Source organism: Nocardia sp. NPDC003726, assembly GCF_053586955.1.
Genome location: NZ_JBSFNF010000033.1, coordinates 43,443 through 56,648, shown reverse-complemented (window position 1 = coordinate 56,648; position 13,206 = coordinate 43,443). Strand labels below are relative to the sequence as shown.

11 protein-coding genes are annotated in these 13,206 nt (G+C 71.0%); 1 reads left to right on the top strand and 10 read right to left on the bottom strand.

Annotated elements, in window-relative coordinates:
- Window positions 1-155: 155 nt before the first annotated feature.
- Entirely contained in the window at window positions 156-740 is a 585-nt protein-coding gene (locus tag ACWDMM_RS30320; protein ID WP_195081724.1) for an NAD-dependent epimerase/dehydratase family protein, read from the top strand.
- Between the two features lie 6 nt (window positions 741-746).
- Here the strand turns inward: ACWDMM_RS30320 and ACWDMM_RS30315 are convergent, their stop codons facing one another.
- From ACWDMM_RS30315 to ACWDMM_RS30270, 10 genes are all read right to left on the bottom strand, one after another.
- Complete coding sequence (locus ACWDMM_RS30315; RefSeq protein WP_195081725.1) at window positions 747-1,886, bottom strand: MarP family serine protease; 1,140 nt, start codon at window positions 1,884-1,886, stop codon at window positions 747-749.
- Window positions 1,887-2,034: 148 nt separating this feature from the next.
- Window positions 2,035-4,746 (bottom strand): fumarate reductase/succinate dehydrogenase flavoprotein subunit, encoded by a 2,712-nt coding sequence (locus ACWDMM_RS30310; RefSeq protein ID WP_195081726.1) that lies wholly within the window; start codon window positions 4,744-4,746, stop codon window positions 2,035-2,037.
- Window positions 4,743-5,483 carry an ABC transporter ATP-binding protein gene (locus tag ACWDMM_RS30305; RefSeq protein ID WP_357206290.1) on the bottom strand — a complete coding sequence of 247 codons (741 nt, stop codon included), beginning with the start codon at window positions 5,481-5,483 and terminating at the stop codon, window positions 4,743-4,745. The genes ACWDMM_RS30310 and ACWDMM_RS30305 overlap by 4 nt, the downstream gene beginning before the upstream one ends.
- Complete coding sequence (locus ACWDMM_RS30300; protein ID WP_195081728.1) at window positions 5,480-6,340, bottom strand: ABC transporter permease; 861 nt, start codon at window positions 6,338-6,340, stop codon at window positions 5,480-5,482. Before ACWDMM_RS30300 ends, ACWDMM_RS30305 begins: the two co-directional genes overlap by 4 nt.
- A complete protein-coding gene (locus ACWDMM_RS30295; RefSeq protein ID WP_449940719.1) occupies window positions 6,337-7,764 on the bottom strand; it encodes an ABC transporter substrate-binding protein in 1,428 nt (475 codons plus the stop codon). Before ACWDMM_RS30295 ends, ACWDMM_RS30300 begins: the two co-directional genes overlap by 4 nt.
- 12 nt (window positions 7,765-7,776) lie before the next feature.
- Complete coding sequence (locus ACWDMM_RS30290) at window positions 7,777-8,004, bottom strand: 4Fe-4S dicluster domain-containing protein (protein WP_039797742.1); 228 nt, start codon at window positions 8,002-8,004, stop codon at window positions 7,777-7,779.
- Complete coding sequence (locus ACWDMM_RS30285) at window positions 8,005-8,760, bottom strand: GntR family transcriptional regulator (protein ID WP_067806748.1); 756 nt, start codon at window positions 8,758-8,760, stop codon at window positions 8,005-8,007.
- Between the two features lie 236 nt (window positions 8,761-8,996).
- Window positions 8,997-9,992, bottom strand: a complete 996-nt coding sequence (locus ACWDMM_RS30280) for a 1-aminocyclopropane-1-carboxylate deaminase/D-cysteine desulfhydrase (protein WP_449940715.1) — start codon at window positions 9,990-9,992, stop codon at window positions 8,997-8,999.
- Entirely contained in the window at window positions 9,989-10,600 is a 612-nt protein-coding gene (locus ACWDMM_RS30275) for a QsdR family transcriptional regulator (protein WP_323124323.1), read from the bottom strand. Before ACWDMM_RS30275 ends, ACWDMM_RS30280 begins: the two co-directional genes overlap by 4 nt.
- A gap of 46 nt (window positions 10,601-10,646) precedes the next feature.
- A complete protein-coding gene (locus tag ACWDMM_RS30270) occupies window positions 10,647-12,440 on the bottom strand; it encodes an acyl-CoA dehydrogenase (protein ID WP_195081733.1) in 1,794 nt (597 codons plus the stop codon).
- Window positions 12,441-13,206: the final 766 nt, after the last annotated feature.

Sequence of the window (13,206 nt, the reverse complement as noted above, 5' to 3'; positions counted from 1 at the left end):
TCGCCCTATGAATTACCTTCCTCCCGCGTTGGGGGCCCCGCCTCGCGTCCGTGGGGCCGCCGCGTCCGCGACGAAGTCGCCAGCGGCGGTCGCTCGGACGCGAGCCATGAGGGGGCCGCGAACACGCCGCGACGAAGTCGCGGCAAAATGATCCAGTGCGCATCTTCTTGGCCGGTGCGACCGGCGTTATCGGAGTCCGCTTGATCCCGCTGCTGATCGAGGCGGGGCACGAGGTCGCGGGGATGACCCGGTCGCCGGGCAAGGCCGATCCGTTGCGGGCGCTGGGGGCCGAGCCGGTGGTGTGCGATGTGTACGACGCCGACGCGCTGAGCGCCGCCGTGGTCGGGTTCGGGCCCGATCTGGTGATGCACCAGCTCACCGACCTGCCCGACGATGCGGCGCTGCTGCCGGAGCGGGCCGAGGCGAACGCGCGCATTCGTACCGAGGGCACCCGCAACTTGATCGCCGCCGCGCGGACGGCCGGCGCGAAACGGTTTCTCGCGCAGAGCATCGCGTGGGAGCCGCCGGCGGGCCGGGGAGCGGTGATCCAGGAGCACGAGGCGGCCGTCCTGGACTACGACGGCGTGGTGGTGAAGTACGGCCAGTTCTACGGGCCGGGCACCTACTACGAGACCGAACTGCCCGCGCACCCGCGCGTGCACGTCGACGACGCAGCGGAGCGGACCATTCCGTTGCTGGACGCCTCGAGCGGCGTGGTGATCGTCGCCGACGCGTCCTGACGCCGGTCAGGAGGCGCAGGGCCCGGTGTCGACCGGGCGGTCGGAGCGCCAGCCGTGGTCGAGCCGGTCGATGATCTCCGGCAGGCTCGTGGCGAACCCGACGTTGCTGTTGTTCTCGTCGACGCCGAACACGATGCCGAGCACGCGGCCGTCGCGGTCGACCAGCGGCCCGCCGGAATTGCCGTGCTGGATCGAGCCGTCCAAGGTGTAGATCTCGCGTTCGGACACACCGGTGCGGTAGATGTCGCGCACCTGGCGGTCGGCCCGGCCGCGCACGCGCGTGGCGGACGCGCTGTAGGACCCGCCCCTGGGGTAGCCGAGCGCGATCGCGTCGTCGCCGGGATCGGCGGGTTCGGGCGCCACGGTGAGGGCGGGCGCGGTGAGACCGGGGACGGCGAGCACCGCGATGTCCATGGTCGGATCGAACTGCACGACGGTCGCGGTGAGCGATCCCGTGGCGGCGTCGACGGAGACTTTGCTGGAACCGGCGACGACGTGCGCGTTGGTCAGCACCCGTTCCGGCGCGATGACGAAGCCCGAGCCGGACTGGCGTACGCCGCAGGTCGGCGCGAGGTCCTGCACCCGAAGCACGCTCTGCCGCAGTGCCGCGGGTACCGGGCCCTCGGTGATGCCCGGATCGGGTGGCGCGAGCGGGCGGCCGAGTCCGGCGTCCACGATCGGTCCGGTGAGCACCTCCGACAGGCCGGACAGCCAGAACGGCGCGACGTCGTCGACGGTCCGCACGGTCGTCGAATCACGCACCAGCGCGGCGGCTTCCAGCGGTGCGGCGAACAGCCACACCACGAGCGGAACCGCGAGCGCGTGGGTGAGGCATCCGAACGCGGCGTCGATGCGCTGGGTGAGAGGATCGGACACCGACGCACGCGCGGCTCGCCCGGCCCGGTGCCCGGCGACCGCGCCGAAGGCGACCAGCCCGAGGACCACCGTCAGCGCGAGCAGGAGCCGCACCGCGCCGGGGGCGAGCCGACCCAGCGCCGTGGCCGAAAGCGCCGCGCCGAGAATCGCCCCCGCGAGCGCGCCCGCGAAACCGGGCAGTCCCACGATCGCGCCGCGGCGCCAACCGAGCACCGCGGCCACCGCGGCGGTGCCGAGCACGGCGAGATCCAGCCAGTTCGGCAAGGTCAACGCCACACTCCCGTCGCTGCTGATGGACAACGGCGACGGATTCGTCGTCGGCCGCCCCGTCGCCGTCCGGCTGTGTCACGGCCGACGAGTCGGCAACGGTCGAGCCGCTAATCTAATCAGCGATTCGAGCTGCGGCAACCATGTCACGCTAGGCCGTGGGCTGGGTGGCCAGCGCCCGCCGGGCATACGCGCGCACGTCGGCGTCGGTGTCGTCGATCGCGGCGCGCAGCGCGTCGTGCGCCGCGGGCAGGTCCGGCCACGCCGACAACGACAGCACCGCCGCCTTGCGGACGTCGAGATGTGGATCGCCCAGTGCCGCGGCCAGGATCGGCACCGCGAGGTCGGGGTCGGCGCCCGCGAGCCCGCGCGCCGCGCCGACCCGGATCTGCCAGGCCGAGTGGCGCAGGGCGGTTGCCAGCGCGGTGATGTCGGTGGGCTCGGCGCCCAGTTGTGCGAACGCGGTCAGCGCCGCGGCGCGGACCAGCGGGTCCTGGTCGTCGGCGAGGCGACGGATCACCTCGGCTCCGCCGTCGCCGATGGCGGCCAGGCCTTGGGCGACCGCGATCCGCACTTCCCGGTTGCCGTCGGCGGCCAGCGTGGCGACGCCGTCGCGATCGTTCAGCGAGACCAGCGCGCGGACCGCCTCGATGCGCACGCGATGGTCCTCGTCCGCCAGCGCGGCGCGGTAGTGCGCGGGCTCGCCCGCACGCAGGGCGCGCAACAGGTCGATCACCGTGGACCGCACGACGGGATCGGAGGAACCGAGCCGGTCGGAAAGCCCCGCCGCCGAGGGCAGGACCTCGACGAGCTCGCGCAGGCTGGCGGCGGCGGCGCGCCGCACCGATGCCGCCGCGTCGTCGAGCGCGTCACCCAAGGCGGTCGCGAAGCCTTCCGGCGTGTGCTCGGTCAGCACCGAGATCGCCGCGGCCCGCACGCCCGCGTCGGGATCCGTCAGATAGGTGGACAGTTGCGCCACGGTGGGTTCGTCGAGTGCGAGCAGCGCGACGATGCGGGGTGACGGGGGAGAGGCAGGCTGCGACGGCGTACCGGAAGCGGTGCGATCGCGATCAGCGTCGCCGCCGGTGTGCGGCGCACGGCCGACGACTTGGTGCGGCTGGTGCACCGGTACGGCCTCGGCATCGGCCGAGGGCAGGTCGTCGAGTCCTGGCACCGGAACCAGGTACGGCGCCACCGGCCGCTTCAGGAACGCCATGGTTCCGTCGGGGTTCTTGCGCAGGTTGAGGTGGTATCGCCATCCGACATCGTCGCGTTCGGGTAGGTCGGCGCGCTCGTGGTAGAGGCCCCAACGGGATTCGGTCCTGGTCAGTGAGCTGCGGGCGGCCATCTCGGCGCAGTCGCGGATGAACGACACCTCCACCGCGCGCATCAGCTCGTGCGGGGTGCGCGCGCCGATGCCGTCGACCTCCGCGCGCATCCGGTCGAAGGTCTCCACCGCGATGGCCAGCTTGGTCGCCGTCTTGGGCGGCGCGACATAGTCGTTGACGAAGCGCCGCAGCTTGTATTCGACCTGCGGTTGCGGCGGCCCGTCCGGCTGGCGCAGCGGCCGGTAGATCAGCTCGTGGGCGGCGGCCAGCTGGTCCTCGGGCAGTTCGGCGGGCGCGGCGACCTGGTCCAGGGTGGACGCGGCGTGCGCGCCGGCCAGATCGCCGAAGACGAATGCGCCGATCATGTAGTTGTGCGGCACGCACGCCAGATCGCCCGCCGCGTACAAGCCGGGCACCGTGGTGCGCGCGTGCTCGTCGACCCACACGCCGGAGGCGGAATGCCCACTGCACAACCCGATTTCGGAGATGTGCATCTCGATGTCGTGGGTGCGGTAGTCGTGGCCGCGGTTGGCGTGGAAGGTGCCGCGGGTGGGGCGCTCGGTGGTGTGCAGGATGCCTTCGAGCGTGCTCAGCGTCTCGTCGGGCAGGTGCGACACCTTGAGGTAGATGGGGCCGCGCGCGGACTCGATCTCCCGCTTGACCTCCGCCATCATCTGGCCCGACCAGTAGTCGGAGTCGACGAAGCGTTCTCCTTCGGCGTTGACCTGGTAGCCGCCGAACGGATTGGCGACGTAGGCGCAGGCCGGACCGTTGTAATCCTTGATCAGCGGGTTGATCTGGAAGCATTCGATGCCGCTGAGTTCGGCTCCGGCGTGGTAGGCCATCGAGTAGCCGTCGCCCGCGTTCGTCGGGTTCTCGTAGGTGCCGTACAGGTATCCGCTGGCGGGCAACCCGAGCCTGCCGCACGGCCCGGTGGCCAGGATGACGGCCTTAGCGGCGACGGCCACGAATTCGCCGGTGCGGGTGTGCAGGGCGGCGGCGCCGACGGCGCGTCCGTTGTCGGTGAGCACGCGCACCGGCATGAGCCGGTTTTCGATGCGGATCTTCTCGCGCATCTTGCGCTGGCGCAGCACCCGGTACAGCGCCTTCTTGACGTCCTTGCCCTCCGGCATCGGCAGCACGTACGAGCCCGACCGGTGCACCCGGCGCACCGCGTACTCGCCGTACTCGTCCTTCTCGAACTTCACGCCGTAGCGTTCCAGCCGCTGCACCATGGCGAAGCCGCGCGTGGCGGTCTGGTAGACGGTGCGCTGATTCACGATCCCGTCGTTGGCGCGGGTGATCTCGGCGACGTAGTCTTCCGGTTCGGCCTTGCCCGGGATGACGGCGTTGTTCACGCCGTCCATACCCATGGCAAGCGCACCGGAGTGGCGCACGTGCGCCTTCTCCAGCAGCAGCACGTTCGCGCCCTGCTCGGCGGCGGTGAGCGCGGCCATCGTGCCCGCCGTGCCGCCGCCGATGACGAGCACGTCGCAGTCCAGCCGAATCCGTTCCGACAGCGGCGGTATGTTCACAGTTTCTCCAGGATCTCGGCCTTCGTCGCGGCCCGGTCGATCGCTTCGCGCGGACTCGGCACCGGCACCAGCGCCCGCAACGTGCCGCCGCCGAGCACGGTGATGCGGTCGCCGAGCAGCAGGGCCTCGTCGAGGTCGTGGGTGACGAAGACGATGGTGGTCGGATGGGCGCGCCAGGTCTGGATCAGCAGGCGCTGCATGGTTTCTCTGGTCTGGGTGTCCAGGGCGCCGAACGGCTCGTCCATCAGCACGGCGCGCGGCGCGGCGGCCAGGCTGCGCGCGAGCTGGACGCGCTGGCGCATGCCGCCCGACAGGTCGCGCGGCAGATAGTCGGCGTAGCCGGTGAGCCCGACCTCGTCCACCCAGTGCAGTGCGGTGGAGCGCCGCTGGGCCCGGGGTGTGCCGCGCAGGCGCAGCGCGAGTTCGATGTTCTGCCGCACGGTGCGCCACGGCAGCAGCGCGTCGTCCTGGAACACCAGGGCGCGGTCGGCCGCCGGTCCGGTGACGTGGTCGCCGTCGGCCAGGATCACTCCGCCCTCGGGGGCGCGCAGTCCGGCGATCGCTCGCAGCAACGTGGACTTGCCGCATCCTGATTTACCCACTACGACGAGGATTTCGCCCGGCGCGATCGCCAGGTCCAATCCGTCGAGCACGGGTTCGCCGCTATAGGCGATGCGAACACCGCTGAGGCTCAACGCCATTCCGGTCGACGCCGGCGCGTCGATCACTGTGGTCATGCTTCGACCTCCCTGGGCAGCCAGCGGGTGATGCGGCGGCCGGCCAGTTCGACCAGCCCCGATGTCGCGAAACCGAGGACGCCGATGGTGATCATGCCGACGAACACCGCCGGGTAGTCCACGATGGTGTAGGCCTGCCAGGTGCGGTAGCCGACACCGAGACGTCCGGAGATCATCTCCGCGGAGATGAGGCAGATCCACGCCACGCCGACGCCGACGGACAGGCCGCTGAAGACGCCCGGCAGGATGCCGGGGAACACGACGCGGGTGAGCACGTCCAGCCGGGACGCGCCCAGCGTGCGGATCGCGTCCTCCCAGATCGTCGGCAGCGCCCGCACCGCGTGCCTGGTGCTGACCAGCACCGGGAACAGCGACGCGGTGAAGGTGATGAACACGATGCCCGATTCGTCGCTGGGGAACAGCAGGATCGCGACCGGCACCAAGGCGATGGCCGGGATCGGGCGAACCAGTTCGGCCAGCGGGCCGAAGGTGTCGGCGAGCAGCCGCGACCGGCCCAGTCCGATACCCGCGATCACGCCGATGACCGCGGCCAGCCCGAAGCCGGTGACGATCCGGATCAGCGACTGCGCGATGTCCAGGTAGTACTGGTCGGAGCGCAACTGCGTGCCGAATTCGGCGACGATCTCGGTGACCGTCGGCAGGGTGTCGAACCGCAGGCCCGCCGCCCGCACGTTGTTGACCGTGAGCAGCTGCCACAGTCCGACCGCGGCGGCGACCGAGCCCACCCGCAGCAGGCGCGAGCGCCAGGCCGACCGCGACGCGGGGGCGGCGTCCGATCCGGCCGCGGCGGGTTCGGCCGCGGCCCGCACCGCCGGTGCGGCGAGTTCGCTGGTCATCCGCGTACTTCCGTGACGGCCTGGTCGTAGCCGACCGGCGTGGCGGACGGGTGCGCCTGCCGGTAGCGCTGCGCGGCTGCGGCGGTGGTGAAGGGCAGGTAGGCAGCGCCGTCGCGCAGCCAGATCGACTTGTCGGCGAACCAGCGGGTGCCGAGTTCGGTATCGGGGACGTACGCGGCGCGGATCGTCCGGCCCTGCGCTTTCGCGGCCTGGACCGCGCGCAGCAGGCAGGTCGGGTCGGCGGCAGGTTGCGGCGTCGCCGCGCCGTCCACCCACAGTTCGCCGGCCGACGCGGGGTTTTCCGCCGCTTTGCCGCAGACCGGATCGGTGCCGGTCACCCGGGTCGGGTTGGCGGTGGCGGCCAGGTCGCGGTCGTAGTCGCCGCGTCCGGTCTGCGCGTACGCCTTGCGCAGCGGCCCGTCGTCGACGAACCGATCGATGTCGAGGTCGGCGAAGTCGCCGATCGACTTCAGGTAGGCCACATCGCCTTTGAGCGCGTCGATCAGGCTCGGCTTCAGCGTGGTGTCGAAACTCGTTCCGCCGGGACCGTTGTAGAGATACACCACTTCCTGCGGCAGCCCGGACCCGTCGGCGACGATCTTCGCGGCCTCGAACGGCTTCTGCTGCAAAAACTGTGTGGCATCCAGTTGCGCGGCCAGGAACGCCTGCAGGACCTCGGGGTGATCGGCGGCGTACGCGCGCCGCGCCACCACGCCGTGGAAGGTCGGCACGCCGAGTTCGGCGCCGTCGTAGAGCAGCTTGGCCTTGTTCTGGAAGACCACCAGACCGGGCCACGCGACGAACTGCGACAGCGCGCCCACCTGGCGGGATTCCAGCGCGGTCGCCCCGACCTGCGGTTGCTGGTTGAGCACCTCCACCCCCTTGGCCGGATCGATGCCCGCCCGCGACAGCGCCTGCACCAGGGTGCCGTGCCCGGCCGAGCCGACGCTGGCCGAGATCTTCTGCCCGGCCAGGTCGGCGATGCCGGTGGCGGCAGAGTCGTTCGGCACGACGACCATGTTCAGCGCGCCCTTGGGGTTGTATCCGGTGACCGACACTAGTTCGGTGCGCGCGCGCTCGTTGACCTGGGTGCGGGAGCCGTTGATCAGCAGCGGGTAGTCACCCATGGAGCCGATGTCGATCTTCTCGGCCACCATCTGCGCGGTGATCGGCGCGCCGGTGTCGTAGTCCTGCCACTCGACCTGGTACTTCGCCCCGCCGCTGTCGGTGATCTTCTGTAGCCGCTGCTCCAGGTAGCCCTGCGCGCGCAGCAAGGTGCCCGCGGTGACGGTGTTGATGGTCTTGGACTGGTAGCCGACGACCACCTTGACGGTGCCCGCGGGCGTGTCGCCGGACTGCTCCAGCGAGCACCCGGTCAGCGCGAGCGCGGCGGCGAGCAGGACGGGGGCGAGTTTCACTTTCATCGGTCTTCCAGATCAGCGGAGCAGGTAGGGCATGTTGACGGTGACGGCGCCGGTGGGGCAGCGGGCCGCGCAGGGACCGCAGTACCAGCACTCGTCCACGTGCATGAAGGCCTTGCCGTTCTCGGGGTTGATGGCCAGCGAGTCGAGGGGGCAGATCTCGACGCACAGCGTGCATCCCTGGATGCACAGCGACTCGTCGATGGTGACGGGGATGTCGGCGCGCTGGTTGACGAGTGCCATCTAGAGGACCTTCCATTCGGGGGTGCTGCGGGTCAGGCTGCCGCGCATGGTGATGCGGTCGCCGCGCATGCGGATGTACTCCAGGTCGACCGGGCGGCCGTCGTCGAGCCGGGTCAGTCGTTCCAGCATCAGCAGCGGCGCGCCGCCGGGGACGTCGAGGGTGGATGCGGTGTGCGGGTCGGCGGGCACCGCCTCCAGGGCCAGGTCGGCCGAGCCGAGCGAGTGGCCGCTGATGCGTTCCAGCAGCACGAAGACGTCGGTGTGCTCGAGGTCGTGGCCGAGGATTTCGGTGCCGATGTCCGGCACGAGGTAGGTGAGGTCGAGACTCAGCGGCAGGTCCGCCAGGTAGCGCAGGCGCTCCAGGTAGACCACGCGCTCGCCCGGCGCGAGACCGAGCCTGCGGGCGACGGCGGGCGGTGCGGCGACGTGCATCGCCGCGCGCACCTCGTTGCGCACGGTGCCGTGGCCCTTGAAGGTCTCCTGCAACCCGAGCAGCGCGTCGAGCCCGTGGTCGTACTTGCGGGTGGCCACCCGGGTGCCCACTTTGGGCGCCCGGTCGATCAGGCCCTCGTCCTTCAACAGCGCCAGCGCGTCGCGGACGGTGTTGCGGGAGGCGCCGTACTCGGCGGCGAGTTCCTGTTCGCTCGGCAGGGTGTTCTCGAACGCGCCAGCGTGCAACTGGTGACGCAAGATGTCGGCCACCCGCCGCGCCTGATCGGCGCGCAACTGCCGCACCGGCGTGGGTTCCGCTGCCACCGCCTCCGCCTTTCTGTCGCTGACCTGCACGAATAGCGACGATAGTGCGGTCGGGGCCGCGCGAGTTCCCGCGTCATCGCCAGGAGAAATCAAGGGATGTTATTGCGCCGGGTGCCCCGCGTCCCGACCTGGCGATATGTCCGGCGCTCCGGCCATTACGCCACGTCGGGTGCCATCGGCCGAATTCCGATCACAGCGATTCGAAAGTGGGGTCGCGCGGGCTGGGACGCGCGTATCTACGGTCGTGGGCCGTACGTATTGAGGAACAGCACCGGTCCGGCCCCGAACACGCCCGCGTGTTCGAGAGCTCGCAACGCGGCGAGCGCTTTGGCGGTGTAGACCGTCTCCAGGCGCAGTCCGGCCTGTTCGGCGCGCTGGGCGGCATCCAGCGCGGCGGGCGTGGGGTGGCCGTAGCCGGGGCCGAGCCACTCGGTGGTCATCGTGACGTTCTCCGGGCGCAGTCCGGTCGGCGCGAAGCGTGCTCCGCGGGCGCGGAGAAGGCGCTCGGTCCGCCCGGCGAGCCGGACTATGTGCTTCGCGTCGAGGGGCAGCGTGTCGTTGACGACGACTCCGACGACGCGCGTGCGCAGTCCGGCCAACCGAAGACCGAGGGCGAGGCCCGCGGCGGTGCCGCCTGATCCGACGGCGGTGACGACGTGGCCCGGCTCGGGCAGCTCACCCGCGGCGATCTGGGCCGCGAGTTCGCATGCCGTCTCGACGTAGCCCAAGGCGCCGATCGGCGACGACCCGCCCGCGGGCAGGAAGTACGGACGCCCGCCGCTCCGCATCCGGCGCAGATACAACCACGGCGCCGCGAGGATTGTGCGGGCTTTGCTGTGGGTGAAATGCAGAGTGGCGCCGGATTTCTCCAGCCGCCGCAGTTGCGCGCGCACATGGTCGTCGACCGGCTGGTCCACCAAGGCGAGTTCGGTGTCGATGCCCTGGGCGCGGCCGTACAGGGCGGTGGCGAGCCCCCAATTGGTTCCGGTGCCGCCTACCGTCAGGATGGTGCGCGCCCCGCGCCGCCGTGCCTCCGGCAGCAGCCATTCCAGCTTGCGGACCTTGTTGCCACCCCAGCCGCCGTCGCCGTAGCCGCTTTCGTCCTTGCACCACAGCTGGGCCGCGGTGCCGAGGTCGCAGCGGCGGACGGGCGTCGGAGCGGTGCCGAGGCGCACGAACGGCAAGGTGTCGGCCAGCTGCGGGAAACGCTCGTGCAGCAGCGGCCCGCTCATGGCGTGATCGCGTCGGGGATGCCCAACAGCGCCGCCTGCACCTCGTGCAGCCGGTCGACGTCGCCGCGAATGCCCGCGACGTTGTCGTTGTACAGGAACGCCTCGCCGAGCCGGACCAGCGCGTAGGCCAGCAGCGCCGGTTCCAGCGGCGGATCGTATCCGTCCTCTTCGGCGGCGCGCGCGATCAGCTCCCGGACGGTGCCGACGACCAGCGGCTGGACCGGCCCGTCGCTCGCGGTGAGGATGCGCAGGCCCGACAGCGGCTCGTTCTCGAAGTAGCGCCGGAACGGTTCGTTGTCGGTCATCCAGCGGTTGACCCGGTACAGCACGTCCAGGATGCGCCGGGCTCCGGTGGAGCGTCGGCGGGCGTCGGCGCGGGTGAGCAGTGCTTCGAACTCCCCGGCCAGCACGGCACCGAGCACTCCGTCGCGGGAGCCGAACCAGCGGTAGACCGAGGCGCGGCTGAGTCCGAGCTGTCCGGCGATCGCCTGGATGTCCACGCGTTCTCCGGCCAGAAACGCCCGGCGGGCGTGCTCGATGACCTGTTCCCTGGTCGCGGAGGCCGGGCGGCCGGGAGGTCGGGTGGTCCGCTGACTGGAATCGATCACCGCGGAATGGTACATCTTCTAGAACATGTATCGAAACGCGGCGTCGTCAGAACCAGGCGTCGCGCATCTGCAAGGTGGTGGTGTCCAGGCTGGCGAGCAGATCCAACGCCGGTGCGGTCTTGGGCAATTCGAAACGATAGAAGAACCGGGCCGCGTGCCGCTTGCCATCATAGAAATCACCGGGCCGATCCGCGGCGGCGAGGAACTGTTCCAGCCAGATCCAGGCCAGCACGGTGTGCCCGAACGCTTCCAGATACACCGAGCTGTTGGCCAGCGCTGCTTCGATGTCGCCGGAGGCGAACAGCCCCGCGGTCACCTCGATCAGCCGCCGCCACACCGGGTCCAGCCGAGTGGCGAGTTCGGCCGCCTCGCCGCCCGCGGCGCGCGCGGCCGCGATGGTCGCGTCCACCCGGGATCCGAGGGCGAGCAGGCTGGCGCCGCCCTGCTGGGTCACCTTGCGTCCCAGCAGGTCCAGGCCCTGGATGCCGTGCGTGCCCTCGTGGATCGGGTTGAGCCGGTTGTCCCGGTAGTGCTGCTCGACGTTGTACTCGCGGGTGTATCCGTAGCCGCCGAGCACCTGGATGGCGAGGCTGTTGGCCTCCAGGCACCACTGCGAGGGCCAGCTCTTGGCGATCGGGGTCAGGATGTCCAGCAGCAGGGTGATCGCGCGGCGGTCGTCGTCGGATTCCGCGGTGCGCTGCTCGTCGACCAGCCGCGCGCAGTAGAGCACCAGCGCCAGCGCGCCTTCGGCGTAGGACTTCTGGGCCAGCAGCATCCGTTTGACGTCGGCGTGCTCGATGATCGGGCGCTGCGGCGCGGACGGGTCGGCGGGGAGCTTGGCCCGGCCCTGGGTGCGCGTGCGGGCGTAGTCGAGCGACTCCAGATATCCGGTGTAGCCGAGGGCGGTGGCGACCAAGCCGACGCCGATGCGCGCCTCGTTCATCATGTGGAACATATAGGTCAGTCCGCGATGCGGCTCGCCGACCAGGTAGCCGACCGCGCCGGGCGCGCCGCCCGGCGTCCAGCGGCCCTCGCCGAAATTCAGCACGGTGTTGACCGTGCCGCGGAAACCCATCTTGTGGTTGAGCCCGGCCAGCGCGACGTCGTTGCGCTCCCCGATCGCGCCGTCGTCGCCGACCAGGAACCGGGGCACCACGAACAGCGAGATGCCCTTGGTGCCCGCGGGGCCGCCCGGGATCTTGGCCAGCACCAGATGCACGATGTTCTCGCCGAGTTCGTGATCGCCGCCGGAGATCCACATTTTGGTGCCGAACAGGCGATACGTGCCGTCGTCCTGCGGCTCGGCCCGGGTGACGATGTCGGCGAGCGAGGAACCGGCCTGCGGCTCCGACAGGCACATGGTGCCGAAGAAGCGGCCCGCGAGCATGGGCTTGACGAACTTCTCGACGTGTTCGGGGCCGTGGGCGATGAGGAGATTGGCGTTGGCCACGGTGAGGAACGGGTAGCCCGCGGTGCCCGGGTTGGCCGCCTGGAACCAGGCGTAGCTCGCCTGCGCCACGGTCGCGGGCAGCTGGGCGCCGCCGAGTTCGTAATCCATCGCGGCCGAGGGCAATCCGGCCTTGGCGAAGGCGGCGAGCGCCTGGCCGACTTCCGGGATGATGGTCACGCGCTCGCCGTCGAAGGTGGGTTCGTTGGCGTCGTTGAGCTTGTTGTGCGGCGCGAAGTACTTGGTGGCCAGCTGCTCGCTCAGCTCGAGCACGGCGTCGAAGGTCTCCCGCGAGTGCTCGGCGTACCGCTCGCGTTTGGTGAGCGCCTCCACGTCCAGCCACTCGTAGAGCAGGAACTCGAGATCGCGCCGGGACAGCAAGGTCGACCGCATCAGCCAGTCCTTTCGAGACATGTTCGACGTACTGTATCTTACGGGCCGGTCGCCGGGCACGGGACCGGTAGTCCGCGCCGAATGCGTATCCGTGCCCAACGCTGTACCGGCTGGCGGCGACGTGCTCCCGGGCACGCCCGCCGGGTCGTTCGGCCCCGCTTCCACTTCGCCCGTCGCCCGTCGCCTGTCGCCTGTCGCCCGTCGCCCGTCGCCTGTCGCTGCCGGTCGCCGTCGCCGCTCGCTGCCGGTCGCCGACGGTCGCGGGTCGCCCGCCGCTCGCTGTCCGCCGCCCAGCCCGCTCCGCCGCTCGCCATGCGCGGCTTGCCGCCCACCGCTCGCCCACCGCTCGCCGTGCGCACCCGGCCGCCCGTCCCCCGGCTGGCTTACCGCCCAACTCCCGCCGCCCGGCTGCTTACCGCCCAAGGTCCGTCGTCCGCTGTCCGACGCTCGGCCGTCCGCCATGCGCAGCCCGCCATGCGCCGCTTGCCGCCTGACGTCCGCTGTCCGACGCTCGGCCGTCCGCCATGCGCAGCCCGCCATGCGCCGCTTGCCGCCTAACGTTCGCTGTCCGACGCTCGGCCGTCCGCCATGCGCAGCCCGCCATGCGCCGCTTGCCGCCTAACGTCCGCTGTCCGAAGCCCGGCCGCTCGCCCTCCCCGCTCGCCGCCCGCTCATCGCCAACCGCCGCTCGCCGTCCGCTCATCGCCAACCGCCGCTCGCCGTCCGCTCATTGCCAACCGCCGCTCGCCGTCCGGCCGCGCTCGCC

Bases quoted from the DNA above. Each gene is read 5' to 3' on its own strand.
- ACWDMM_RS30300 (WP_195081728.1), bottom strand. From the start codon at position 6,340: ATGACCAGCGAACTCGCCGCACCGGCGGTGCGGGCCGCGGCCGAACCC.
- ACWDMM_RS30295 (WP_449940719.1), bottom strand. From the start codon at position 7,764: ATGAAAGTGAAACTCGCCCCCGTCCTGCTCGCCGCCGCGCTCGCGCTG.
- ACWDMM_RS30305 (WP_357206290.1), bottom strand. From the start codon at position 5,483: ATGACCACAGTGATCGACGCGCCGGCGTCGACCGGAATGGCGTTGAGC.
- ACWDMM_RS30270 (WP_195081733.1), bottom strand. From the start codon at position 12,440: ATGCGGTCGACCTTGCTGTCCCGGCGCGATCTCGAGTTCCTGCTCTAC.
- ACWDMM_RS30290 (WP_039797742.1), bottom strand. From the start codon at position 8,004: ATGGCACTCGTCAACCAGCGCGCCGACATCCCCGTCACCATCGACGAG.
- ACWDMM_RS30280 (WP_449940715.1), bottom strand. From the start codon at position 9,992: ATGAGCGGGCCGCTGCTGCACGAGCGTTTCCCGCAGCTGGCCGACACC.